Source organism: Streptococcus sp. SV2, from assembly GCF_030440175.1.
In the GTDB taxonomy this organism is placed as follows: Bacteria; Bacillota; Bacilli; order Lactobacillales; family Streptococcaceae; genus Streptococcus; species Streptococcus raffinosi.
Genome location: NZ_JAQFJQ010000019.1, coordinates 1 through 23033, shown reverse-complemented (window position 1 = coordinate 23033; position 23033 = coordinate 1). Strand labels below are relative to the sequence as shown.

Below are 23033 nucleotides of genomic sequence, written 5' to 3'. Positions count from 1 at the left end.
AAGCTTTTTAAAAATCAGTTACTTTAATATAAGTCACAGAATTTATAAGCCGACTATTTTGCATTTTTACGCTATTTAAGGTAGAATGGGAAGTAATGAGAAAAAGAATTAAACCGATCGTTGTTTACGTGGTTCTAGCTCTTTTAGGATTAGCATTAGTTATTGCAAACATTCACAATACGTCCAAACAGCAGGCGCATCTCGAGAACGTGAAATCGGCTATTCCTTCTGCTACAGCGCCCAAAACAACAACCAGTCCATCTAGTAGCTCTAATGAGAAGCTCGTGCTTAATCCCATTATTGACCTTTCGGGTTGGCAACTACCTCAGGATATCGACTACGATGTCTTGTCAAATCATATTTCTGGTGCTATTATCCGCGTCTTCGGTGGATCACAGATTAGCAAGGATAGCAATGCCGCCAGCTCAAATGGGGTTGACAAATCTTTTAAAACACATATCAAAGAACTCAAAAAACGTGACGTTCCAGTCGCCGTCTATTCCTACGCACAAGGTACTTCTGTAAAGGAGATGAAGGAAGAAGCTCGTATTTTCTACAAAAATGCTTCTCCATACAAACCTACCTATTACTGGATTGACGTTGAAGAGGAAACCATGTCTAACATGGATGAAGGTGTCCAGGCCTTTCGAGCCGAACTCAAACGTCTTGGAGCTGAAAATGTTGGTCTTTACATTGGTGCTTATTTCATGCTTGAGCAAGAAGTTTCCACTAAAAACTTCGACGCCGTATGGATTCCAGCCTACGGTACCGATTCGGGCTACTATGAGGCCCTGCCAAATACTGAGATTGACTATGACCTTCACCAGTACACGTCTCAAGGAAGCCTTCCTGGTTTCGACAATATCCTAGATCTTAACCAAATCAATCCTGATAAAAACAAACGTAAAACCTTTGAAAAACTTTTTGGTAAGATTAAGAAAAAATCAACTAAAAACAAGACCACTAAATCGTCAAGTTCAACTAGCTCAGCTACTGTAACCAGCTCCTCTAGTTCCTCAAGGATGTCTAGTAGTCAGTAGAAATCAGTGTCTCGGACACTGGTTTTTTTTCTTTTCAAAATTGGCTTAGGCGTGTCAAGTCGAATGTGTTATAATGAATGGTAGAAATGCACAATTTTAGAAGGAGACATAATAATGGCAAAGAAAAGCAAAGTCAAGAAGACCTTGGTTGACCAAATTCTTGATAAGGCTAAAATTGACCATGACAGCTTAGCCTTCAATGGGTTAGAAGGTGAGCTTCCAGAGGATGTGGCACGTGAGAGCATTTATAAAACTCTCGCCCTCAACGGTGATAAGACGGGACCCGTCATTGGTATCGTTCCTATCACTGAACATCTATCTGAAAAAAAACTAGCTAAGATTTCAGGGAACAAGAAAGTTCATATGATTCCACAAAAGGATCTCCAAAAAACGACAGGTTATGTACATGGAGCTAACAATCCTGTGGGCATTCGTCAAAAACACAATTTTCCTATCTACATTGATCAATCGGCACGAGAAGCTGGTTTTCTCATTGTTTCAGCAGGAGAAATTGGGCGTTCTATCCGTATCAATAGTCAGGCCCTTGCTGATTTTGTCAAAGCTGAATTCGCTGATATTAAGGAGTAATTATGAAACTATATTTCGTTCGTCATGGTAAAACTGAATGGAACTTAGAAGGACGTCTTCAAGGTGCCAAAGGGGATTCGCCTCTACTTGAAGAATCAATTGAACAAGTACGTGAGCTCGGTCGCTATCTCAGTGACACACATTTTGACCTAGTCTTTTCAAGTGATCTGCCACGCGCTAAAAAAACAACGGAACTCATTATTGAGTCTCAAAAAAGTAAGGTTGAGGTTACCTATACAAAGGCACTGCGTGAATGGAACTTGGGTAAACTCGAAGGCCAAAAGATTTCATTAGTCCAATCAATTTATCCACAAGAAATGCACGCTTTTCGCAATAACCTAGCCAAATTCCGTGCTAAAGATTTCCATGCAGAGTCTGTTTATAGCACCACTCAACGTGTCGCCCAATTAATCAAAACACTTAAAGATAGTGATGCTAAAAACGTTCTCCTCGTTGGGCACGGAGCTAATTTAACAGCTTCGATTCGTAGCCTTTTGGGATTTGAGCCAGGTCTGCTCCGTAAGGCTGGTGGTCTCGACAACGCATCGGTCACTATTCTTGAAACAGAAGATTGCGAACATTTCACTCTCAAACGTTGGAATGACACATCTTACATGGATAAAGAAAACAAAATCAGCTAAATCATCGTCTAACAAGATAAAGCAAGCGATTCTTTTCAAGGTCGCTTTTTTAGTATTCAAAAAGCCCCTAAAAAAACACTTTAAGGGCAATACCTTACTAATCTATAGGGCTAGGTTCCTCTGGTAGGCGATCAAGCTCAACACCAAAACTGCGAGCCAAATCGTCTAATTCCTTTTCAAAAACATCTAATTCCTGTGAGACCAGTTCAAACTGTCCTTGAGACAGTATCCGTTTAAACCGTAGACCACGACTTAAGACAAATTCCATGTCTATCTTGAGATCCCCAGAAACATGCTCCCAATAATTATTAGCAAATTCTCTTTGCTTTTCTTCAGCCTTGAGGTGATCCGCCAATGCATAAAATGAATCCCAGGCAACACTTTTCATCTGTTCTGCATCTCTAACACCTTCAAAGAGATCATCACGTTTAGCTTTAAGTGCTTCTACCTCTTTTTCCAGGGCATCACGCTCAGCACTTAGTGCTTCAATATCCTGTCTCAGGCTGTTTTTTTCTGTCATTTTCAATCTCCTTCTATCACTCTTTAGACAATAAAACGGCCATTCAAGACCGTTCTATTTATTTGCCATATTTCATACGAATAATTTTTTCTTGATTGGCATCCAAACGAAGAAGGATAACCACCTTATCAATACTCATATTACTCTCAAGAAGACGCTCAGCTGCCATCATGAGACCATTATTGATGCCCAATTGCAGAACCGGATTTTCTTTATCGTTAATATCAAAGATATATTTGTTATTAGGAAGGTCGAAAAGTACCTTGACAGCTCCGAAAAGTTGCTCGAAATTATCGATTTCCAAATCAAAAACTGGTTTAGTCCCTGGTTTAAGGCTGCGGCCACGGTGGTTAAACCACATCGAATGCCAACCACCATTGAAGGCTCCCATGACATCATTGTCATAAGAATCTCCGACATATAATGTTGTTGACGGATTCATGTCAAACTGTTCAGCCGCAAGATTAAAGATTTCCTTCTCTGGTTTTTGGAAACCAGTCGCTTGACTAACAATAACACGCTTAGGATCTACATAATCGTAAAGTCCCAACTTTTTAACCTTCTTAAGCTGGTGCTCTGTTGGGCCATTGGTAATAATGCCCATTGGAACCTTCTTTTCCTTGAGAAAGTCAAGGGTCATGCGCATCTCATCAAGCATGGTGATATTTTCCAACTCCTGCTCATAAACCTCTTGGAAATGATTGCCCGTTGCTTCATCAATTTCACGGTAACCAAACTCCAAAAGTGTCTCTTTACAGCGCCAAAAACGGAAATACTCGGTTGTCCACTCACCGGCCATTACACGTGGAAAACCAACGTCAGAATAGTGGCGGAAACGAATGTAGGCCTGATTTATGTGTGCCATATCAAAGTCAGGGAAGCATTTTCCCATGGCAATACGATAAGGCGCCTGCTGGTCATAAATAGTATCGTCAACGTCAAAAACAATAGAAGTAATCATCTGTCCATTCTTTCTTGAATCAATTCTCTTCTCCAGGGACTTAAACACATTAGTATGTACACTGACTGACAGAAAAAGTAGCCAGCCTTATAACTGTTTCTTAGCCCGGCAAAAGTTAGCTTTAGGTCAACTGTCCATAGCCAGTCCTGCCTGTCTTATTTGACCTGCATGCAACTGCCCAAACGGCCTTATTATATCGTTTTTACTCTATTTTTTCAATTTTCCACTTCACTTCTTTTAGGTAATCTCGTTTATTTTCTAAGGGTGTTGAGGCATTAAAAAAGGTTTGGAACACCAGGTCCCAAACCTTCAAGCATTTTGAACGAATCTAATGCTTATTGAATTTCTTTAAAGGTCATTTTTTGTTTAACTTCGCCTTGACCGCCTTTAGCAATTTGGTAGAAAAAGTCTTTTGATGTGAAGTGGTCACCATAAGCAAAGACCTTGTTGTATTGCCATTGTGACACTTGATCATTTTCTTTTTTACCAAGGGTAAGCGTTGTTTTTGTTACGCTGTATTCCCATTTAGCTGATTGATCATTGTAGGCCTTGTCAAAAACGCCTTGACTTTTAGCGGCATTAAGAACGGTTGTACGGTCCTGACCGACAATCGCCTTGTTACCACCTTCTTGGAAGGCCACATACATGACACGGTTATTGACCTCACCGTTAAGTGAGCTTGAGTATTGATAAACCTTACCAGGTACAACACTATCTAAATGGTGTGTGCCCCAATAATAGAAAGCACCGAAACCAGTACCCGTAATCACAAGGCAGGCAAGAATCACACTAATAATGATATTTCTCTTTGACACGCTTAGCCCCTCTCTAGTTATCACCATTTAGGTCATCAAAAGTTGCATCTGAGTCTGAATCACTATGACTTGAAGAACTTGATGAATGGTCGTCGCTTGAAGAACTTGAGCTCATGCGTGATTCTGTTTGAGAATCATTATTTGAAGAATCCTTAGATTCAGATGATTTTTCAGAGCTTGATGATGAGCTTTCTTTTTCTTTGTAAACGTCAACGTTGAAGGTCCATTTATCGCCTTGGTAAGTTACCTTAATTTGCGCATATTTTGCCTTGATTAAATCTGACATCTTGCTGTCTCTGTTAAGAGCGTCATAGATTTTTTCTGCAAGAGCCTTGGCATTAGATTCAGTTTTGGCACCATCTTTTGGTCCATCAACGATATCTTCTGCCTTAGGTGTTTCACCTTGACGGTAGAGAGCTGTGCTTTCAGTATCTTTCTTAGCTTCAGTGTTGCCACCTGCTGTATCAGTCACATGTGAGAAGAAAGACCATGCTGGGCTACCTGAGCGTTTTTGTTGATAAACTTGTTCGAATTCGCTTTGAACCTTGTCTTGGAAAGCATCATCAGACAATTCTTTTTCCTTAGAGCTTTCTGTACTTGGTTTGCTTTCACTACTGCTTGCTGTTGAGCTTGAAGTAGAAGATGATGATCCACTTGTTGAACTTGATGAGCTTGATGAAGCATCTTTAGATTCCTTAGATTCTGATGATGATGAAGATGACTCCTTGCTATCTTTAGAATCTTTAGTATCTTTAGAATCTTTGGTATCTTTGTCACCTGAGTTATTGTTAGTGTTTGAGAATGAAAGACTATTGTCAGAATTATCTGGTGCATAGATAACTGTAGTCTTAGAGTGGTCATCAGATACAAATGTCGTATTTTTGATGACAACACGGTTGTGGTCTCCATAGTAGTTGTTGATAACTACTTTAGAGTTTGCACAACGATGACCGCTACCAGTCACATGGTAATCAGTTGGTACTTGACCATCACGATTCAAGATAAGAACATCACCTGCATAGATAAGGTCAATATTCTGAATATTGTTATCGTAAGCTAATTTTTCAACTGAAATACCAGTAGCTTGAGAGATTCCCCACAAAGTATCTCCCCATTGAATGACGTATTGTTGACCATTCAATTGTTTTGGATTGATATTTTGAGTTGTCAAATTATTTGTAATTTGTTCAGGTGTGCTGGCAATCCAGTTTGTAATGTCAGCAGCATGAGCACTCGTTTGATTTTGATAAAAGCTATCTGCCAAAACAGATACCGTTGGCATCCCAATAGGTGCTAGTAAAGCACCAAACATAAGGGCCTTACCAACATAATTTTTCTTTTTCATCGTATATCCTCCTTATTAAATACGAAACTTACCATGATATTGTACACCTGGCTTATTATATTTGTCAATAAATTCTGTAACTTTCTAATCAAAGATTAATGCTATCTCTCTATTTTTTCTAAAAATAGAGAATTTTCCCTCTGACATTCAACCATTTCTCCTATCTTTAGAGGGCTATTTATGATACAATGGTAACGACTATTTTATGGAGGACTAACATGTCAAATCAACACATGGAAGAATTAAACGATCAACAAATTGTCCGTCGTGAGAAAATGGCGGCCTTGGCTGAACAAGGAATTGATCCTTTTGGTAAACGATTCGAACGCACAGCTACATCTGGTCAATTAAAAGACAAATACGCTGATAAAACAAAAGAAGAATTGCACGAAATCAACGATACTGCTACTATCGCAGGTCGTTTGATGACAAAACGTGGTAAAGGTAAAGTTGGCTTTGCCCACATTCAAGACCGTGATGGTCAAATCCAAATCTACGTACGTAAAGATGCGGTCGGTGACGAAAACTACCAAATCTTCAAAAAAGCAGACCTTGGTGACTTCCTCGGTATCGAAGGTGAAGTCATGCGTACAGATATGGGAGAACTTTCTATTAAAGCTACCCACATCACACACTTGTCTAAAGCCCTTCGTCCATTGCCTGAAAAATTCCACGGACTTTCAGATGTTGAAACCATCTACCGTAAACGTTACCTTGATTTGATTTCTAACCGTGACAGCTTTGACCGCTTTGTGACACGCTCAAAAATCATTTCTGAAATCCGTCGTTACCTTGATGCCCAAGGTTTCCTTGAAGTTGAAACACCTGTTCTTCACAATGAAGCTGGTGGTGCTGCTGCTAAACCATTTATCACTCACCACAACGCTCAAGATATTGACATGGTGCTTCGTATCGCAACTGAGCTCCACCTCAAACGCCTCATCGTGGGTGGTATGGAACGTGTTTACGAAATTGGACGTATCTTCCGTAACGAAGGTATGGATGCTACTCACAACCCTGAGTTTACATCTATCGAAGTTTACCAAGCTTACGCTGACTTCCACGATATCATGAACTTGACTGAAGGTATCATCCAACACGCTGCTAAAGCCGTTAAAGGTGACGGACCTATCAACTACCAAGGAACTGAAATCAAGATCAACGAACCATTCAAACGTATCCACATGGTTGACGCTATCAAGGAAATCACTGGTGTTGACTTCTGGCAAGAAATGACTTTGGACGAAGCCAAAGCTATCGCTGCTGAAAAGAATGTTCCTGTTGAAAAACACTACACTGAAGTTGGTCACATCATCAACGCCTTCTTTGAAGAATTCGTTGAAGAAACCTTGATTCAACCAACCTTCGTTTACGGTCACCCAGTTGCTGTGTCTCCATTGGCTAAGAAAAACCCAGAAGACCCACGCTTCACTGACCGTTTCGAACTCTTCATCATGACAAAAGAGTACGGAAATGCCTTCACCGAATTGAACGACCCAATTGATCAATTGTCACGTTTCGAAGCACAAGCTGCTGCTAAAGAACTCGGTGACGACGAAGCAACAGGCATCGACTACGACTACGTTGAAGCCCTCGAATACGGTATGCCACCAACAGGTGGACTCGGAATCGGTATCGACCGTCTCTGCATGCTTCTCACTGACACAACAACCATCCGTGATGTCTTGTTGTTCCCAACGATGAAATAAAAAATGATATCCCATTAGTCAAATAATGGGATATTTTTATATGAGGTATAAACGTGTTCAAAAAATTACAGTCCCTATTTAAGAAAAAATCAAGTGTGCTTGAACAGCCTGATACAAAAATAGAAGAAAGCCAAGTAGACTTTCCCATAGACCGCACAGATTATTTCTTCGATCACGCACTTGTATTTTATTGTGAAGAAAACGATATCCCTTCAGAAAAACTAAGCCAATCAGATATGCAAGAGATTAGTAAAAGAGCTGCTTTTCATCTCAGTATCTTCGTAGCTTGGTTAGCAAAACATGATTTTCTTAATCCCCAAAGTGATGGATTTAACCTTGAGGATGCACAAAAACTCAAGAATGAAAAGATTACAGGTACAGACTATCTCTTTAAACATCTTGATGAAAAACTCTGTTCAACTGATATCAGTGACACACTCCTCCCCTTCATCTCTGATTTTTATGAAGATTATATGGATTTTTGCTATACAGTCTTGGTTGATGATGTTGCGAGAACTGAATTTGACTGGAAAATCTATCACTTGGTTGAAGATGACATTGATGAGATGTTCACCAGTTACAAAGAACAATTAGTATAAATAGAAAAAATTCTCTCGTAATTACCGTGAAACTATCTTCTATATTTTGCTCTTGGAGACCTTGCTCAAGTGCCCAAAACTCCCATCACCACTAGCATAGTGGTTAGTAAGCAAATAAGCTGGTTGATTCATCTGGATAATAATAAAGAATGTTGGTAAATCAACATTCTTTTATTGTTCTATCTAAGATTTTTCGTCTATTTATATACCAAAAAGATATCACTAAAATCTGATTTGTATTGTTAGTGTAAATTTTTGTTCTCCAGCTTCTTCAGTTACAATACCTGCACCAGTTCGCTTACTTGATGGACTATCAAATTTAGTACTTCTATAAAGGTACTCCCTTAATTTATTTCGGTCATAAATATGGTAACACAAAACCTCACCATCATCTTTTACTACAATATAACCGCCATTAGCATCTTCTAGGCCATTCCACCTAGTATTTGGTTCCATGCCTAATGCTACTGCAACCAACAAATCTTTTACTTTGTGGGAGATAATTTCCCCATCTTCTCCATACTTATCACAATATAAATCAACTACATCAGGGATTGCTTTCCCCTTAACAAAATAAGAATTCAAAAATAGATATCCCAAAAATTCTGGCATTCTAGAATCAATCATTTTCAGATTTCTTGAGAAAGTTTCATTTAAGATTTTTTCAAAGTCCAAAGAAATACTCTTATCTTTGATAAATTGTACTCTATCTTTAATTTTAGTTCTTCCAGCAATCTGATTTACTATCTCTAAATCATCCTTGGATAGATTTTTCGACAAGCTATACTGAACCCTTGTAGCCCCACTTGCGTTCAATAACGTTGGCTTACTACCAATATATGATTTTATCGAAAAACCTATTTTAGGTTCTGCACCTGTAAACTCATCATGAATCTTAAAAATAACATCTTTTTTGCTATCGCTACTAGCTTTTATTTTAGTTAGTTTAATTCTTGATAAAAATGGCTCAATCTCAGGAATTACAAACGTTCCTGCTCCATTTTTTACTGCCTCTAAAACTACGTTCGAAAAATACTCAAACTCATTAACAGGAATTTGTAAACACTCTGAATCGTTTTCTAATAGAATAATCTCATTTGACGACTGACTACGCTTAAATTCTTTTAAAATACCATCTTCATTTTTGATCGCACTTAATATGACATAAAAGAGTTTTTCTACTTTTTCCAAATTTTCATCGGCAGCATAAATTTTACCATCAGATAAAGCCTTAAGAAACACAAAAAGTTCAGCCCACTCACCTTTATTGACTTTATTAGGCATAGCTTACTCCAACTTTTTTATCTTGTTGTGCCATTTGATACTCTTCTTTCATTGCATTAGCTACTTCTCTTATCATCGGAACCGCTACTGAGTTCCCCATCTGACGATACATTTGTGTTCGACTTACAGGAATAATAAAGTCATCTGGAAATCCCATCAATCTTTTACATTCTAATTCCGAAAAAAGTCTTAACCCCGTATCTCCACCTTTAACAAAAGTCCCCGTGAGTCGCTGTATTTTATGATAGGAAGCTACTAATGTTTTTACTTGGATAGTAGAATTTGAATCTACAACTTGAGGTTTACCATCATTTTTCTTAAAAAGGTACGATTGCTGTAAATGTTCAGAAATACTATATCCCTTAGGATTATTTTCTAGTATTGACGAAACAGGAACTCTATTTTCGGTATTCCCTTGAGGAAATGCAAATGTTGAAACGTTCAAATCTGGATGGAAACCTACTATTACAACTCTTTTTCTAACTTGTGCTAAACCAAAATTTTGAGCGTCTAAAACGTCAAAGAAAACTGAATAGCCAAGTTCCTCTAAGTTATCCAAAATAATTTTAAATGTTTCTCCATTCTGAATAGTCAAAAGACCAGGTACATTTTCTAGCAAAAACATTTTAGGCATATGATATTTTAAAATTCTAAGGACGTCAAAAAACAAAGTTCCTTGAGTTTCATGACCAAATCCTTCTCGTTTGCCTATATTAGAAAATGGTTGACAAGGAAAACCCGCTAGCAATACATCATGTCGAGGAATATCCCTTTCATCAATTTTGGTAATATCACCGAAGGGAATATCACCGTAGTTAGCTTCATATGTTTTCACAGAAAATTTGTCCCACTCAGATGAAAACACACACTTTGTATTCTTATCTTCGAATCCTTTTCGTATTCCTCCAACCCCAGCGAATAAGTCTATAAAGGTTAAACTGTCTACATTATCTTTATGATTATGCATTTGAATTGCTTCATAACCTTCTTCAATCAGATATTGACATTTGCTTGAAAAACTATCATAACCATCAATCTCCAATTCTTGAATCTTATTAAATAGGTGTGGGCTAACGTGAATAGATTTTGCTATTTTTTTCTTATCTGGACTAACACGATTTCGTCCAGCATTCTCTCTAGCTCCGCCTCTCATGAAATACCTCTACTTTCTATATAGGGATTATACCACTTTATTTTTGAATTATCGAATTCTTTTTTCAATTTTTATACCGTACAAGAAAACAAGTATGAGAGTTAACAATTACTTTTTTTTTCGTCCTATTTACTATTGTAATCATCATACTTGTCTTATCATATTTTTAAAGATATGGCGATATCAAAAACTATATTCTTCTTATCAATCCACCTATACTCAACGCCTTTCAAAATCTTGCACATATTTCTCATAGTGTTATAATTAGGTTGTCTTGATGAGTGGTAATAGTGACGCTTCCATTCAGATAAGACTTAGAAAGAGGTGCTTATGACATCTTTAAAAAAGGTTTCACTTTCTGAAGTGAACCAATCAATTGATACACCAAATAATAACCGTTTTTGGCAAAATCTCAAGGCTTTCTTAGGGCCTGGGGCACTAGTGGCTGTGGGATACATGGATCCCGGAAACTGGATTACCAGTGTTGTTGGTGGTGCAACCTACAAGTACAGTTTGCTTTTCATTATCTTAATTTCCTCTTTGATTGCCATGCAGTTGCAACAAATGTCTGGGAAATTAGGGATTGTAACCCAGATGGACTTGGCGCAAGCTACTGCCTTTCACTCGCCAAAATGGTTGCGATACACGCTTTGGGTTATCTTGGAGTTAGCCTTGATGGCGACGGACTTGGCTGAGGTGCTTGGTTCTGCCATCGCCTTAAACCTTCTCTTTGGTATCCCAATCATGATTGCCATTCTGGCAACTGTCCTAGACGTCTTCCTGCTACTACTCATCATGAAGCTAGGTTTCAAGAAAATCGAAGCGATTGTTTCTACCTTAATTTTGACAATCTTGATTATCTTTGTTTATCTAGTGGCCTTGTCAGAGCCTAGTATAACAGGAATTCTCAAGGGATATCTCCCTACGCCAACGCTCTTCGAGCCACACGCTCCTGGACATACCAACCAGTTGACCTTGGCACTTGGGATTGTCGGGGCAACGGTTATGCCTCACAACCTCTACTTACATTCATCCATATCTCAGATACGTAAGGTAGACCACACTGATGGAAAAGATGTAACCAAGGCTGTGCGCTTCATGACTTGGGATTCTAATATTCAGTTGAGTTTGGCCTTTGTGGTGAACTCCCTCCTCTTGATTTTGGGGGCGGCTCTCTTCTATGGTCATGCTTCTGATATTTCGGCATTTTCACAAATGTACGATGCCCTTCAAGACTCTAAGATTGCCGGTGCGGTAGCTAGTTCGACACTTTCAACACTCTTTGCCTTGGCGCTCTTGGCTAGTGGTCAAAACTCTACTATCACCGGAACCTTGACAGGTCAGATTGTTATGGAAGGTTTCCTTCATATGAGGTTGCCTCAGTGGGTGATACGTTTGTTCACACGTCTTTTCGCCCTCCTACCTGTCATCATCGTAGCCATTCTTTACGGTGATCAAGAAAAGATTTTGGATCAACTTTTGGTTTACTCTCAGGTTTTCCTTTCACTTGCCTTGCCATTCTCTATTTTCCCTCTGATTTACTATACTTCTAAAAAATCACTCATGGGAAAACACGTCAATGCCAAGTGGAATACTTTGCTTGGCTATGCCATCGCTATTATCCTAACCATTCTTAATCTCAAACTTATCTTTGATACGTTTTAAACACAAAAATAAGGCCAGCTCTTCTGCTGACCTTATTTCTTATTTTTTGAAGGCATCAACTAGAACTTGGAATTCTTCGTTGCTAAGGGTTATACCTTTTCCCATCTTGGTGTGGTCTGGACTCCAGCTACGGATGTCATACTTGGCTGGTGCTCCGTTAAAGCTCACACGGTTAAGTTCCTTGGTCCAACCTTTGTCGTTCTCCGACAAGACCAAGAGTTTTTCTTCAATTTCAAATGAAAATTCTGCCATTTTGTACCTCCACTAGGTTTATTCGTTTTTTTCTGTGAAAATGGTGCGATTTTGACTAACTTATCCACAAAATTTCACCTTTCATGCTATAATTATTTTAACAAGAAACGAGGGAAATGACCATGATAAACTTTTTAGAAGCGGTAAAGCATCAGCTTCATCAGTTTGTGGAAACAGGTCACAGCAAACCTGTCCACCTACTGCAGAATCAGCTTATTAATGATATCTACGATGCTATTGATAATAAACAGATGGTCATGCTGACGTCTAACCAAAAGATTTATAAAGGGTACATCAATCGTTATGACAGGGAACGACAAGCACTCTTCATCGAACAAGATAAGGTTATCAGCATGATTGAACTAAAAGACATTAAACGTCTCAAAATCATACCACAACGAAGTTAACGAAATAGTTAACTTCGTTTTATTTTTCAGTTGACTAAAAATATACTACTTGCTATAATAAGTTAACTGTTGTATGAATGGAGGTTAACTAAAAATGTCAAAGAATCGTACACTTTATATCATTATTCCAGCCTTTGGAGCTGCTATCATTGCTGCCCTATCACAAATCATCATTCCGATAGGAGCGGTGCCCATCACCTTACAGACCTTTGCTGTAGGACTGGTGGCTGCCATTTTTAAACCGAGGGAAGCTACTCTTGCTGCTCTCCTCTATCTTATTCTCGGTGCAATTGGTCTACCCGTTTTCGCAGGAGGTAGCGGTGGTTTTCAAACCTTCTTTAGTCCAATAGCTGGTTATATACTTGCCTATCCCCTTTTCGCCTTTATCACTTCTAAACTGACCAATGCTGATACACCCATTTGGAAAATCTTTTTGGCTTTTGTTTTAGGAGATGTCCCAGTATTTGTCGGTGGAATTCTCACCCTTCACTTCCTGGGAAATATGGGTTGGTCTACAGCCGTAGCTGTCGGTTTGACACCTTTTATCATTCCTGACCTGTTAAAAGGACTCATCGTCTCTTTGGTGACTAAGCCAGTCTTAAAAGCACTAAAAAATCATAGCTACTTTAACTAAAAAAAGATTGAAGACTTTGTTCGTTGGAACAGAATCTTCAATCTTTTTATTTTGCAAAATAAATGTCATAGTGCTTTGAACAAGCTGGGTTAAAGGAACTGTGACAATTGGGACAGGCTACTGCCTCTTGGTACTCCTCAATCGTCATTTCGTGCCTACAAACACCGCAAATAAGAACCTTGTCCTCCTTCAACTGACAAGGATAGGCTCTAAACTTGTGGTCCTCCAAGCTATCATGACACTGATAACAAGCATAATATTTTTGACACTGGAAACATTTTAAGGCAACAATATCAAGCTCTGTGTGATAATGCTGGCACCTGCTTTCATCATCTACTAAAAGACCGTTTATTTTTTTCGTCATTAGGCACGAACAGTTTTACTTGAACCGTCTTTTTGGTAGAGGTTAATCAAACCTTCTTTGGTTGAACGAATCATATCACCAGGTTTAACTTCTTGTGGCACAGTGATAGTAAGAAGTTCCATAGGGTTTGGTGCACGGTCAATCTTATTGCCATTTGAATCGTGAAGGTCCTTGATGTCACACTCAAAATGACGGAAACCTGGTCCGTAGAATTCAACATGGTCACCTTCGAGGATAACGTTACGTTGACGGATTGTAGCTGTCATAGTTGCTGGGTCAAAGTCAACGACTTCACCAACAAATTTGTATTGTGGAATTTTACGACGAGCACCAAAGAGTTGCTCGTTTTCTGTTGGTGTCTTGTAGTAGAAACCAGTTGCCAATTCACGTTGGGCAACTTTCCAAAGCTCATCAATCAAATCATCTTTGATGGCGTAAAAGGCTTCTGCACTTTCCATGTAGGCGTCACAGGCAGCCTTGTAACAGTTGGCAACCGTCGAAACATAGTGGACAGATTTCATACGACCTTCGATTTTAAGGCTATCAACACCATTATCGATAAGGTCTGGGATGTTTTCAATCATACACATGTCAACGGCTGACATTGAGTATTCTTCAGGAACTTCACCATGAATACTCTTGCGCTCTTGACCGAATGGCATGTCGTAAAGGTCGTATTTCCAGCGGCATGACTGAGAGCAACCACCACGGTTGGCATCACGGTCTGACATATGGTTAGAAAGGGTACAGCGACCTGAGTATGAGATACACATAGCACCGTGGACAAAGGCTTCGATTTCAAGATCCGTGCGTTTACGGATTTCGGCCAATTCTTCCATAGTAACCTCACGTGCCAAAACAACACGGGTCAAGCCATACTGTTTCCAAAAATGGAAGGTTTCAACGTTTGTCGCAGATGCTTGCGTTGACAAATGGATATTGAGTCCTGGAGCGTAGGTTGAACAGATTTCAATCAAGGCTGGGTCAGATACGATAACGGCATCAAGTCCCATGTCACGCAATTCACGGAACCACTCACCAGCACCTTTTTCATTTCCTTCATGGGTAACCATGTTTGAAGCAACGTGCACATCAACACCACGAGCGTGAGCGTATTCGATACCTTCACGAAGTTCATCCATGGTAAAGTTTCCGGCACGGCTACGCAAACCATAGGCTTGTCCACCAACGAAAACAGCATCTGCGCCGTAATTTACAGCGACTTTTAATTTTTCCAAAGTCCCAGCAGGTACCAAAACCTCTGGGCGTTTTTTAGTTGTAGTCATAATTTCTCCAATTTGCAAGATTGTCGATTTTAGTTTTTAGAAGGCTCCTTCGTTCCCTGAAAATGGAAAACTCTCAAACGAAGGAGGAAGTATGTTTATTTTACACGGTCAGGTTCATAATCATAGAAACCTGTATCCAAACCACGGTTGGCTGGGTGTAATTTGTGAATAGCCTCATCAAAAAGAAAGGCTTGGTCTTGTGAAAATTCGCCAGCTTCAATGAGGTCACGAGCCTTCACAAAATACTCAGTAATTTTTACAAAGTTTTCACCTGGACAATAAACGCCATCCAATTTCCAGTGGTCAAAGCCATGTTCAATGAGTTCTGAAAGCTTAGTCATCATATCCAGGTCATTGTTGGCAAAGATATGTGTTCCATGCAAGTCTTCATAAACTGAGTAGTGAGAATCTGGATCTCCAGGCTCAGAGAGGAAAAGGTCACGTTCTTTAGTAACAGATTCATCTGTTTTGATAAAGTTGTAATAGTTTTGAAGAAGCGGACGTTTGGAATGGTGAATGATACTTGCCCCATAGACCAAAACCTCAGCTGGAATTTGAAGATTTTCAGCCATGATGAAGAGTTCCGCAGACGGAATCTCACGAGCCAAAACTGCTTCAGAAGCTCCTGCTTGTTTGCCCCAGAAATTAATCTGACGGCTAGAGGTTACCATGGTTGAAGCATCATAAATCATTTTGAAGGGACGATTGTCACGGTTACAGATGTAGAAAACTCCCGCATCACCAACCGTAATATAATCTGCCTTGATTTCTTCAAGAAAATCAAGGTAGTCTGGAAGAGCATCCATCATACCTTGGTGCATGAGGGCATTAACTGCAACAGTTAATTCCTTACCTGACTCATGTACCAGCTCTGCAATCTTTCGCATTTCTGCGAATGAAAAAGGCTTTGGCAAACGAAGGCCGAAGGCTTTTTCGCCGATGTAAATACGATCTACGCCAAGTTCTAGGAGCTCACGTGCCTGCTCGTAGCTCTCAGCTGTCGCTGTAATCACTATTTTTTCCATAACTTACATTATAGCACAAATGACCTGATTATTTTAGAATTTTTAGTCCACTTACGTGTATTTAGATATTTATATTTAGTTTTATAATACTCAATTTTAGAGAAAATACAAAAAAACTTTGCAAGTCCAATTTTTTTATGGTATTATTAATGAGATTCTAAATAGTGAAATACTGACCGAGTTATTTTGCCAACACTTAAAGTGTTTTAGGTATCTGATATAGAAAGGAGGCAGACATGGCTGACAACTTAAACCGTCAATTTGATCACATGGAAGATCTTGAGAGTGATAGCTCACAAATGACTAGTTATCAGGATTATCAAGGCTTAAACAATAATAGTATTAAGCTACAAGATATGATTTTCTTCGGACGTATCTCAAGCTTCTGTATTTCAACAGTCCTAGTTGCCTTCCTTTTCTTGGTAGCACAGGTGGCTTCCTTCTGGGCCTTTTTCTGGGCTATTACAATTAGCATCCTGGGACAGGTTGGCATTTACTTCCTTATCGAAAATTATAAAGCAAAAAAACGTTGATTTCGGGTCAACGTTTTTCTTGTCATTTCATTAGACAATACTGTCACTCAATGACAAATGTCTTTGAAGTCCTGACTAACATAGAAGTCCAGTTTAACTTTTCCAAGCACTAAAAAAAGCCCAGCGGGCTCTTTTTTAGTTTGCTTCTGATTCTGCTGCTGCTTCAGAAATATCTTTGATATCAATCACGATATCATCAACCATAGCTTGTGTTTTAGCCTCCACATCTGCTTGTTCAGGTGTCACTTGGGCTGTTTTTTCTTTGATTAATTCAAAGCTATCTTTTGCAAATTCAGCAACTTGAGCTGTTTTTTCTTGAACGGCTTTTGTCAAATCATCTGCAGTGATATCACCATTTTCAAATTTTGTTTTGTAGTCTTGGAAGGTATCAACTGCCAAATCTTTGTAGTCGTTAGCTTTTTCCACCACTTGGTTTTGGTAAGCTTTAGGATCTTCTTTGAATGAGGCAATCTCCTCATCAATACGAGCCTTAACGGCTTTACCTTTTTCAGTAGTGAAGAAATAAGCTGCAGCAGCTCCAGAAGCTGCTCCAATAACTAGGGTATTTAGAAATTTACTCATGAAAAGACCTCCTTATTTTTTCTTGTCTTTTTTACGAAATAGTTTTGAGGCTATCTTACCAACAGCGTAGGCTGAACCAGCTTTACCAACACTTGCACCTGCAGCGCTTGCCTTAGCACCAAGGTAACGGGCTTCAGTATTCAAATCAGAAACACTTTCAGAAAGCTCAGCTACTGCCACAAAGAGTGGATCGATGGTTTGAACTTTTTCGTTGACATCTTCGACCAAAACATTAGCTTTAGCCAAGATTTCATTAGTCTGATGAAGTGTGACATTAATATCTGTGCGTAGAACAGCAACCGTTTCTTCAACTTCTTTGACCACATGACGTGTACGAAGTAGTGTTGGAATCAATGCAACTAAGAAGGCTGCAAGAGCGATTGCGATAATAAGAAATGCAATTTCTGCCATTTTTTGGACTCCTTTTTACCTTTTAAAGAAAAACTGAATTAAATTTCCAGCTTCTTTTGACATTCGTTATGATAAATTTCATTATATTATAACAAAGTCTGAGTGGTATGACTAGTTTTTCATTTTATAATCTGCTTCGGGGCGTTGCTTGCGGAAATAGAGCAAGACTATTCCCAAGATAAGAATGGCGATGCTGACCCATTGGGAAACACGCAAGCCAGCGAACATGAGGCTATCCGTACGCATTCCCTCAATCACAAAACGTCCAATACCATACCAGATAAGATAGAATGAGGTCAAATCTCCCTGTCGTAGTCCCTTTTTAAAACGTCGCAGTCCCATAATAATAAGAAAGCCTAGTAAATTCCAAAGACTCTCGTAAAGGAAAGTGGGAACACGATAACTGCCTTCAATATACATCTGTTGACGAATCCATTCGGGAACATAGTTGAGATGACTAACTGCCTTCCCATAGGCTTCCTGATTAATAAAGTTTCCCCAACGTCCGATACTCTGAGCAATCATAACGCCAGGTACCGTAATATCCAAAAAGTCTAAAACAGCAATGGCATGGCGCTTAGCAAACCAATAAAGGACAGCCGCTCCGGCAATCAAACCTCCATAGATGGCAATCCCACCATTCCAAATAGCGAGAATTTCCGATGGATTTTGGCTGTAATAAGACCACTGGAAAATCACATAATAGAATCGTGCACCGATAATGGCTATTGGAAAAGCAAGGAGAATGAAATCTAAGATATTTTCAGGATCTATCCCTTTTTCGGGAGCCCAACGCTGGGCTAGATAAACAGCAAGTAAAAGACCAGATACAATACAGATAGCATACCAATGAATGCTGATGGGACCAAGCTTTAGGGCAATTGGATCAATAGTTGCTAACATCACTTTTCTCCGTTCTCACTAATGAGTTTTGTTAAGCGGTCTTCGAAGGTTTTAGTCGCATCAAATCCCATCTGTTTGGCACGATAGTTCATGGCTGCAGCTTCGATAACAATAGACACGTTACGACCGGTTTTAACTGGAATGCGAACGCATGGAATCTTAACCCCTTGCAATTCAATCTCTTCATTGCCATTTCCAAGTCGGTCAAAAATCTTACCTTTTTCAAAGTTTTCAAGATAGATAGCCAACTGAACCTGAGAAGAATTACGAACGGCACTTGCTCCGTAGAGGCTCATGACATCAATAATCCCAACACCACGGATTTCAAGGAGGTGGCGAAGAATCTCGGCTGGCTCACCCCAGAGGGTTTCTTCATCCTTAGCATAAACATCTACACGGTCATCGGCAACCAGACGGTGACCACGCTTAACCAACTCAAGCCCTGTCTCACTCTTACCGATACCAGAGTCACCTTGAATAAGTACGCCCATTCCGTAGATATCTACTAAGACACCATGAACACTGGTACGTTCAGCCAACTGTGCATTGAGGTACCAAGACATCTCACCAGAAAGTGTTGATGTTCCGTTATGGCCTTGGAGCACACAAACGCCATTTTCCTTGGCAGCTCGAAGCATTTCCTTAGGAATTTCAAGCCCACGTGCTACGATAATAGCTGGCGTTTCCTTTTTGAACATAGTACTGAAGACTGAGTAACGATTATAGTCAGTCATAGTATTAAGGTAAGACCACTCCTTCATCCCAACCAATTGGATTCGTTCTGGCGAATAGTAGTCAAAATAACCCGTCATTTCTAACCCTGGACGAGAGATATCAGCGGTTGTAATTGGTTTTTCTAATAGCTCTTTGGTACCATAAATAACCTTGAGTTTAACCTTATCAACCAACATTTTAACGGTTACTGTCATGTGATTTCCTCCGATTTTTTACTAGTTTTATTGTAACATAAAAAGGCTTTCAATGCGGCCTTCAAACCAAAAAAGACCTATGATAGGCACCAAAGTCCTAGCACAGGCCACTTTATTTTAACTATAAATCTTACCAGTTCCACTCATCTTCAACGGGTTCAGCATTTTTGCGCTTGCGTCCATCTTTGAGTTTGATTTCAGGATAAATATCTTCTTTATAAGGGAGAAGAAAAGCTAAAACCACATACAAAACGATGCCAAACTGAGTCGATATCATGAGAATAACAGCCAAGACACGAGCCAAGGCCATATCCCAACCGAACTTGTCTGCCAAACCTGCAACAACACCGGCAACTAGTCTATTTTTTCGTGTCTTATAAAAACGATTTGACATGGTTTTTTTTCTCCCATCACTTCTTTGATTTAATTATATGATTTTTTTAGACTAAAAAAATCAGCCCTAGGACTGATTTAGAAAAATGAGCCTACCTCGGCATAGACCGCAGCCAAATTTCTGCGTATTGACACGGCGTTTGCGACGGTAAGTATGACCACAAGATTGACACTGATAGACATAATATGTTTCATTCTGACCTTGCATCTTGGGTGCATATCTAAGGCCATCAACCTTAGCTAGTAACTCCTTAAAATCTCTATCTCCATGCTTGTAGCCCTTCTTTTGAAAATAAAGGTGGTAATGACAGAGTTCGTGACGAACGATTTTTCGAAAGGTTTCAAGGCCGTGTTCCTCATAAAGTTTTGGGTTGAAATCTAAGTGGCCATCCTTGGGAAAAAATCGCCCTCCAGTGGTCCGGAGGCGCTTGTTCCACAAGGCCTGATGCTTAAATTTCCAGCCGAAATCTTCAATAGAAACGGTCTTGACATAATCAGTTAGATTCACGTGGATTCACCAAGGAAAGATTAAGCTTTTCATGTTCCAGATCAATTTTTGACACCCAGACAGTAACCAAGTCTCCGACAGAAACGACTTGACTTGGATGGTTAACAAAGTTCTTGCTCATCTCAGAAATGTGGATAAGGCCATCCTCATGGACACCGATATCCACAAAGGCACCAAAATCCACGACATTACGCACTGTTCCTTCGAGCTTTTGTCCTACAGACAAGTCTTTGAGCTCAAGAACATCCTGACGAAGCACCGGTGCTTCAAAATCGTCACGGAGGTCACGACCTGGTTTCAAAAGGTCAGCAATGATATCTTTAAGGGTTTCCTGACCAAGCCCTAGCTCTTCTGCTGTTTCTTTAAGAGTGAGGGCCTTCAATTTTGCCTTGGCAGAGTCGTCCAAATTTGTGATATTTAACTGCTTAAAGAGGGCTTTCACTGCTGGATAAGACTCTGGGTGGACTCCCGTATTATCCAAGATATTTTTTGCGTTTGGAATACGGAGGAAACCGGCTGCCTGTTCAAAGGCCTTAGCACCAAGACGTGGGACCTTCTTGATTTCGGCACGGGATGTAATCGCACCATTTTCCTCACGGTAGGCGACGATATTTTCAGAGATGGTCTTGTTGAGTCCTGAGACGTGTGACAAGAGGGTACTACTTGCCGTATTGACATTAACACCGACTTGGTTAACCACGGTATCAACGACGAAATCAAGATTTTCAGAGAGTTTCTTCTGACTAACATCATGCTGGTATTGGCCTACTCCAATTGATTTAGGGTCAATCTTAACCAACTCAGCTAATGGGTCTTGAAGACGACGAGCAATAGAAATGGCCGAACGTTTTTCAACCGTCAAATCTGGAAACTCATGACGGGCCAACTCTGACGCAGAGTAGACAGAAGCACCACTTTCATTGACAATAACATAAGAAGTCTCTGGGAAATCCTTGAGGACTTCTGCCACAAAGGCTTCACTTTCTCGGCTGGCTGTTCCATTACCGATAGCAATAATCTCAATGGCATGCTTTTTAATGAGGTCAGCCAAGTCTTTCTTAGCTTGGGCAATCTTAGCCTGACTAGCTGGAGCTACTGGATAAATAACTTGCGTCGTAATGAGTTTTCCTGTTTGGTCAACCACGGCCAACTTAGCTCCTGTACGGAAGGCTGGGTCAAAACCAAGCACCATCTTGCCTTTCAGTGGTGACACTAGAAGAAGGTTTCGAAGATTGTCAGAGAAGAGATTAATAGCTCCATCTTCTGCGGCTTCAGTCAACTCACTACGGATACGGCGCTCCATGGCTGGAATGATTTTCTTCTTGAGAGATTGGTTGATGACTTCCTCGATATAATCATTTTTTTGTTTGAAACGGGCACTGTAGAAACGGTGCATTTTCTCAAGATTATGCTTAAAGGCTACCTTGATAACGCCCAGTTTTTCACCACGGTTAAGGGCCAAAGTACGGTAACCTTGGAGCTTAGATACCTTATCCTCGAAATCGTAGTAAATCTTGAAGATTTCTTTTTCATCCAGAGATTGATCCTTGAGGGTCGATGTGATGTCACTGTTTTTCCAGATTTCATTGTAGGTCCAAGAACGAAGACTATTGTCCTCAGAAAAGGCCTCAACTAAAATATCCACAGCACCCACAAGTGCCTTGTCAGCCGTTGGAAAGGCCTCAGATGTTAGCTTTTCAGCTTCAGCTTGGAGGTTGGGACTATTTTGCAAGATAAGTCGAGCTAATGGGAAAAGGCCTGCTTCACGGGCAATGGTTGCCTTGGTACGGCGTTTTTCTTTATAGGGAAGGTAAAGTTCTTCCACATCCGCCAATTTTTCAGCGGCTTCGATGGCTGTTCTGAGTTGGTCAGTCAATTTGCCCTGAGCCTCAATCTTGGCCAGAACCGTTTCCTTGCGGTCCAAAAGAGCCGTCAAAGACTTGTCCATATCAATAATGGCCTTGATTTGCGTTTCATCAAGATTGCCTGTTTTTTCCTTACGGTAACGGGCAATAAAGGGAATGGTATTGCCTTCTGCGGTCAATTCCAAAACGGTTTCAACTTGTTGTTTTTTCAGGCCCAATTCCTGAGCCAATGTTTCAAAATTACGATTTTCCATAAACTCTATTATAACACGATAGGAGATTTGCTTGGGGAGAAAACCTTGTAGCTGAAGCGAGAATTTTTAAGCAAGAGGTAGTATAATAGAAGGGTAAACCTATTGTTTAGGGCTATTTCTCTTAGAAATAACGCCCTTAGTATCTTTTGTAACTGAACTCGGGCTATTTCTTGCGGAAAATAGATGCATCCTCCTAGAAGCAGAGCTTCTTCGTCTGATGCCCTAATTTTCTCTTAGAATTAACGCCCTTAGTATCTTTTGTAACTGAACTCGGGCTATTTCTTGCGGAAAATAGATGCATCCTCCTAGAAGCAGAGCTTCTTCGTCTGATGCCCTAATTTTCTCTTAGAATTAACGCCCTTAGTAT

Annotated in this window: 26 protein-coding genes; 9 read left to right on the top strand and 17 right to left on the bottom strand. The window is 39.9% G+C overall.

All coding sequences use genetic code 11. The annotated features are described in order from the left end of the window. Window positions 1-95: 95 nt before the first annotated feature. The 3 genes from PCY14_RS08775 to PCY14_RS08765 all read left to right on the top strand — a co-directional run bounded on the left by PCY14_RS08775 (window position 96) and on the right by PCY14_RS08765 (window position 2269). Window positions 96-1040, top strand: coding sequence for a glycoside hydrolase family 25 protein (locus PCY14_RS08775; RefSeq protein ID WP_008534233.1), 945 nt, complete (start codon window positions 96-98; stop codon window positions 1038-1040). Window positions 1041-1154: 114 nt separating this feature from the next. Then, window positions 1155-1628, top strand: coding sequence for an aminoacyl-tRNA deacylase (locus PCY14_RS08770; protein ID WP_004183920.1), 474 nt, complete (start codon window positions 1155-1157; stop codon window positions 1626-1628). Between the two features lie 2 nt (window positions 1629-1630). Continuing rightward, complete coding sequence (locus PCY14_RS08765) at window positions 1631-2269, top strand: histidine phosphatase family protein (RefSeq protein WP_293911290.1); 639 nt, start codon at window positions 1631-1633, stop codon at window positions 2267-2269. A gap of 97 nt (window positions 2270-2366) precedes the next feature. Here the strand turns inward: PCY14_RS08765 and PCY14_RS08760 are convergent, their stop codons facing one another. The 4 genes from PCY14_RS08760 to PCY14_RS08745 form a co-directional block, all read right to left on the bottom strand. Beyond that, on the bottom strand, window positions 2367-2789 hold the full coding sequence (locus PCY14_RS08760) for a hypothetical protein (RefSeq protein ID WP_021145667.1): 423 nt from the start codon (window positions 2787-2789) through the stop codon (window positions 2367-2369). Window positions 2790-2847: 58 nt separating this feature from the next. Continuing rightward, window positions 2848-3750 (bottom strand): HAD family hydrolase, encoded by a 903-nt coding sequence (locus tag PCY14_RS08755; RefSeq protein ID WP_004183924.1) that lies wholly within the window; start codon window positions 3748-3750, stop codon window positions 2848-2850. Window positions 3751-4085: 335 nt separating this feature from the next. Beyond that, the gene (locus PCY14_RS08750; protein WP_301363426.1) at window positions 4086-4565 is read right to left on the bottom strand and encodes a hypothetical protein; all 480 of its coding nucleotides are present in this window, start codon (window positions 4563-4565) and stop codon (window positions 4086-4088) included. A gap of 13 nt (window positions 4566-4578) precedes the next feature. Next, window positions 4579-5910 (bottom strand): LysM domain-containing protein, encoded by a 1332-nt coding sequence (locus tag PCY14_RS08745; RefSeq protein WP_301363425.1) that lies wholly within the window; start codon window positions 5908-5910, stop codon window positions 4579-4581. A gap of 218 nt (window positions 5911-6128) precedes the next feature. Here PCY14_RS08745 and lysS point away from each other — a divergent pair, with 218 nt between their 5' ends. Beyond that, on the top strand, window positions 6129-7619 hold the full coding sequence (gene lysS, locus PCY14_RS08740; RefSeq protein ID WP_021152073.1) for a lysine--tRNA ligase: 1491 nt from the start codon (window positions 6129-6131) through the stop codon (window positions 7617-7619). Window positions 7620-7672: 53 nt separating this feature from the next. Then, window positions 7673-8218, top strand: a complete 546-nt coding sequence (locus PCY14_RS08735; RefSeq protein WP_285955844.1) for a hypothetical protein — start codon at window positions 7673-7675, stop codon at window positions 8216-8218. 222 nt (window positions 8219-8440) lie between these two features. Here PCY14_RS08735 and PCY14_RS08730 read toward each other — a convergent pair whose 3' ends face one another. Continuing rightward, window positions 8441-9502, bottom strand: coding sequence for an HpaII family restriction endonuclease (locus PCY14_RS08730; protein ID WP_285955845.1), 1062 nt, complete (start codon window positions 9500-9502; stop codon window positions 8441-8443). Next, a complete protein-coding gene (locus tag PCY14_RS08725; RefSeq protein WP_293940888.1) occupies window positions 9495-10655 on the bottom strand; it encodes a DNA cytosine methyltransferase in 1161 nt (386 codons plus the stop codon). The genes PCY14_RS08730 and PCY14_RS08725 overlap by 8 nt, the downstream gene beginning before the upstream one ends. Before the next feature lie 330 nt (window positions 10656-10985). On the opposite strand from PCY14_RS08725, the gene PCY14_RS08720 reads away from it, so the two are divergent. Beyond that, complete coding sequence (locus PCY14_RS08720; RefSeq protein WP_021145674.1) at window positions 10986-12320, top strand: Nramp family divalent metal transporter; 1335 nt, start codon at window positions 10986-10988, stop codon at window positions 12318-12320. A gap of 39 nt (window positions 12321-12359) precedes the next feature. On the opposite strand, the gene PCY14_RS08715 is transcribed toward PCY14_RS08720, so the two are convergent. Next, window positions 12360-12572 carry a YdbC family protein gene (locus tag PCY14_RS08715; protein WP_004183933.1) on the bottom strand — a complete coding sequence of 71 codons (213 nt, stop codon included), beginning with the start codon at window positions 12570-12572 and terminating at the stop codon, window positions 12360-12362. Between the two features lie 122 nt (window positions 12573-12694). Between PCY14_RS08715 and PCY14_RS08710 the strand changes: the two genes are divergently transcribed. Both PCY14_RS08710 and PCY14_RS08705 read left to right on the top strand, forming a co-directional pair. Continuing rightward, window positions 12695-12979, top strand: coding sequence for a hypothetical protein (locus PCY14_RS08710; protein ID WP_037613096.1), 285 nt, complete (start codon window positions 12695-12697; stop codon window positions 12977-12979). A gap of 94 nt (window positions 12980-13073) precedes the next feature. Next, window positions 13074-13613, top strand: coding sequence for a biotin transporter BioY (locus PCY14_RS08705; RefSeq protein ID WP_008534222.1), 540 nt, complete (start codon window positions 13074-13076; stop codon window positions 13611-13613). A gap of 46 nt (window positions 13614-13659) precedes the next feature. Here the strand turns inward: PCY14_RS08705 and PCY14_RS08700 are convergent, their stop codons facing one another. From PCY14_RS08700 to PCY14_RS08690, 3 genes are all read right to left on the bottom strand, one after another. Further along, window positions 13660-13977 carry a CHY zinc finger protein gene (locus PCY14_RS08700; protein WP_021152077.1) on the bottom strand — a complete coding sequence of 106 codons (318 nt, stop codon included), beginning with the start codon at window positions 13975-13977 and terminating at the stop codon, window positions 13660-13662. Then, a complete protein-coding gene (locus PCY14_RS08695; protein ID WP_021145677.1) occupies window positions 13977-15263 on the bottom strand; it encodes a U32 family peptidase in 1287 nt (428 codons plus the stop codon). Before PCY14_RS08695 ends, PCY14_RS08700 begins: the two co-directional genes overlap by 1 nt. Window positions 15264-15358: 95 nt before the next feature. Further along, a complete protein-coding gene (locus tag PCY14_RS08690) occupies window positions 15359-16288 on the bottom strand; it encodes a peptidase U32 family protein (protein ID WP_008534219.1) in 930 nt (309 codons plus the stop codon). A 236-nt stretch (window positions 16289-16524) separates the two neighbouring features. On the opposite strand from PCY14_RS08690, the gene PCY14_RS08685 reads away from it, so the two are divergent. After that, the gene (locus PCY14_RS08685) at window positions 16525-16821 is read left to right on the top strand and encodes a DUF3270 domain-containing protein (RefSeq protein WP_008534218.1); all 297 of its coding nucleotides are present in this window, start codon (window positions 16525-16527) and stop codon (window positions 16819-16821) included. 135 nt (window positions 16822-16956) lie between these two features. Here PCY14_RS08685 and PCY14_RS08680 read toward each other — a convergent pair whose 3' ends face one another. From PCY14_RS08680 to PCY14_RS08650, 7 genes are all read right to left on the bottom strand, one after another. Beyond that, a complete protein-coding gene (locus PCY14_RS08680; RefSeq protein ID WP_060934189.1) occupies window positions 16957-17403 on the bottom strand; it encodes a YtxH domain-containing protein in 447 nt (148 codons plus the stop codon). 12 nt (window positions 17404-17415) lie between these two features. After that, window positions 17416-17814 (bottom strand): DUF948 domain-containing protein, encoded by a 399-nt coding sequence (locus PCY14_RS08675; protein WP_002888763.1) that lies wholly within the window; start codon window positions 17812-17814, stop codon window positions 17416-17418. A 111-nt stretch (window positions 17815-17925) separates the two neighbouring features. Next, the gene (lgt, locus tag PCY14_RS08670; protein ID WP_021145681.1) at window positions 17926-18717 is read right to left on the bottom strand and encodes a prolipoprotein diacylglyceryl transferase; all 792 of its coding nucleotides are present in this window, start codon (window positions 18715-18717) and stop codon (window positions 17926-17928) included. After that, the gene (gene hprK, locus PCY14_RS08665) at window positions 18717-19646 is read right to left on the bottom strand and encodes an HPr(Ser) kinase/phosphatase (protein WP_060934188.1); all 930 of its coding nucleotides are present in this window, start codon (window positions 19644-19646) and stop codon (window positions 18717-18719) included. The genes lgt and hprK overlap by 1 nt, the downstream gene beginning before the upstream one ends. Before the next feature lie 130 nt (window positions 19647-19776). Then, complete coding sequence (locus PCY14_RS08660) at window positions 19777-20040, bottom strand: PspC domain-containing protein (RefSeq protein ID WP_021145684.1); 264 nt, start codon at window positions 20038-20040, stop codon at window positions 19777-19779. Window positions 20041-20106: 66 nt separating this feature from the next. Further along, on the bottom strand, window positions 20107-20547 hold the full coding sequence (locus PCY14_RS08655) for a SprT family protein (protein WP_021152080.1): 441 nt from the start codon (window positions 20545-20547) through the stop codon (window positions 20107-20109). Then, entirely contained in the window at window positions 20534-22666 is a 2133-nt protein-coding gene (locus PCY14_RS08650) for a Tex family protein (RefSeq protein ID WP_021152081.1), read from the bottom strand. Before PCY14_RS08650 ends, PCY14_RS08655 begins: the two co-directional genes overlap by 14 nt. Window positions 22667-23033: the final 367 nt, after the last annotated feature.

Bases quoted from the DNA above. Each gene is read 5' to 3' on its own strand.
- PCY14_RS08775 (WP_008534233.1), top strand. From the start codon at position 96: ATGAGAAAAAGAATTAAACCGATCGTTGTTTACGTGGTTCTAGCTCTT.
- PCY14_RS08770 (WP_004183920.1), top strand. From the start codon at position 1,155: ATGGCAAAGAAAAGCAAAGTCAAGAAGACCTTGGTTGACCAAATTCTT.
- PCY14_RS08765 (WP_293911290.1), top strand. From the start codon at position 1,631: ATGAAACTATATTTCGTTCGTCATGGTAAAACTGAATGGAACTTAGAA.
- PCY14_RS08760 (WP_021145667.1), bottom strand. From the start codon at position 2,789: ATGACAGAAAAAAACAGCCTGAGACAGGATATTGAAGCACTAAGTGCT.
- PCY14_RS08755 (WP_004183924.1), bottom strand. From the start codon at position 3,750: ATGATTACTTCTATTGTTTTTGACGTTGACGATACTATTTATGACCAG.
- PCY14_RS08745 (WP_301363425.1), bottom strand. From the start codon at position 5,910: ATGAAAAAGAAAAATTATGTTGGTAAGGCCCTTATGTTTGGTGCTTTA.
- lysS (WP_021152073.1), top strand. From the start codon at position 6,129: ATGTCAAATCAACACATGGAAGAATTAAACGATCAACAAATTGTCCGT.
- PCY14_RS08730 (WP_285955845.1), bottom strand. From the start codon at position 9,502: ATGCCTAATAAAGTCAATAAAGGTGAGTGGGCTGAACTTTTTGTGTTT.
- PCY14_RS08725 (WP_293940888.1), bottom strand. From the start codon at position 10,655: ATGAGAGGCGGAGCTAGAGAGAATGCTGGACGAAATCGTGTTAGTCCA.
- PCY14_RS08720 (WP_021145674.1), top strand. From the start codon at position 10,986: ATGACATCTTTAAAAAAGGTTTCACTTTCTGAAGTGAACCAATCAATT.
- PCY14_RS08715 (WP_004183933.1), bottom strand. From the start codon at position 12,572: ATGGCAGAATTTTCATTTGAAATTGAAGAAAAACTCTTGGTCTTGTCG.
- PCY14_RS08710 (WP_037613096.1), top strand. From the start codon at position 12,695: ATGATAAACTTTTTAGAAGCGGTAAAGCATCAGCTTCATCAGTTTGTG.
- PCY14_RS08705 (WP_008534222.1), top strand. From the start codon at position 13,074: ATGTCAAAGAATCGTACACTTTATATCATTATTCCAGCCTTTGGAGCT.
- PCY14_RS08700 (WP_021152077.1), bottom strand. From the start codon at position 13,977: ATGACGAAAAAAATAAACGGTCTTTTAGTAGATGATGAAAGCAGGTGC.
- PCY14_RS08695 (WP_021145677.1), bottom strand. From the start codon at position 15,263: ATGACTACAACTAAAAAACGCCCAGAGGTTTTGGTACCTGCTGGGACT.
- PCY14_RS08690 (WP_008534219.1), bottom strand. From the start codon at position 16,288: ATGGAAAAAATAGTGATTACAGCGACAGCTGAGAGCTACGAGCAGGCA.
- PCY14_RS08685 (WP_008534218.1), top strand. From the start codon at position 16,525: ATGGCTGACAACTTAAACCGTCAATTTGATCACATGGAAGATCTTGAG.
- PCY14_RS08680 (WP_060934189.1), bottom strand. From the start codon at position 17,403: ATGAGTAAATTTCTAAATACCCTAGTTATTGGAGCAGCTTCTGGAGCT.
- PCY14_RS08675 (WP_002888763.1), bottom strand. From the start codon at position 17,814: ATGGCAGAAATTGCATTTCTTATTATCGCAATCGCTCTTGCAGCCTTC.
- lgt (WP_021145681.1), bottom strand. From the start codon at position 18,717: ATGTTAGCAACTATTGATCCAATTGCCCTAAAGCTTGGTCCCATCAGC.
- hprK (WP_060934188.1), bottom strand. From the start codon at position 19,646: ATGACAGTAACCGTTAAAATGTTGGTTGATAAGGTTAAACTCAAGGTT.
- PCY14_RS08660 (WP_021145684.1), bottom strand. From the start codon at position 20,040: ATGTCAAATCGTTTTTATAAGACACGAAAAAATAGACTAGTTGCCGGT.
- PCY14_RS08650 (WP_021152081.1), bottom strand. From the start codon at position 22,666: ATGGAAAATCGTAATTTTGAAACATTGGCTCAGGAATTGGGCCTGAAA.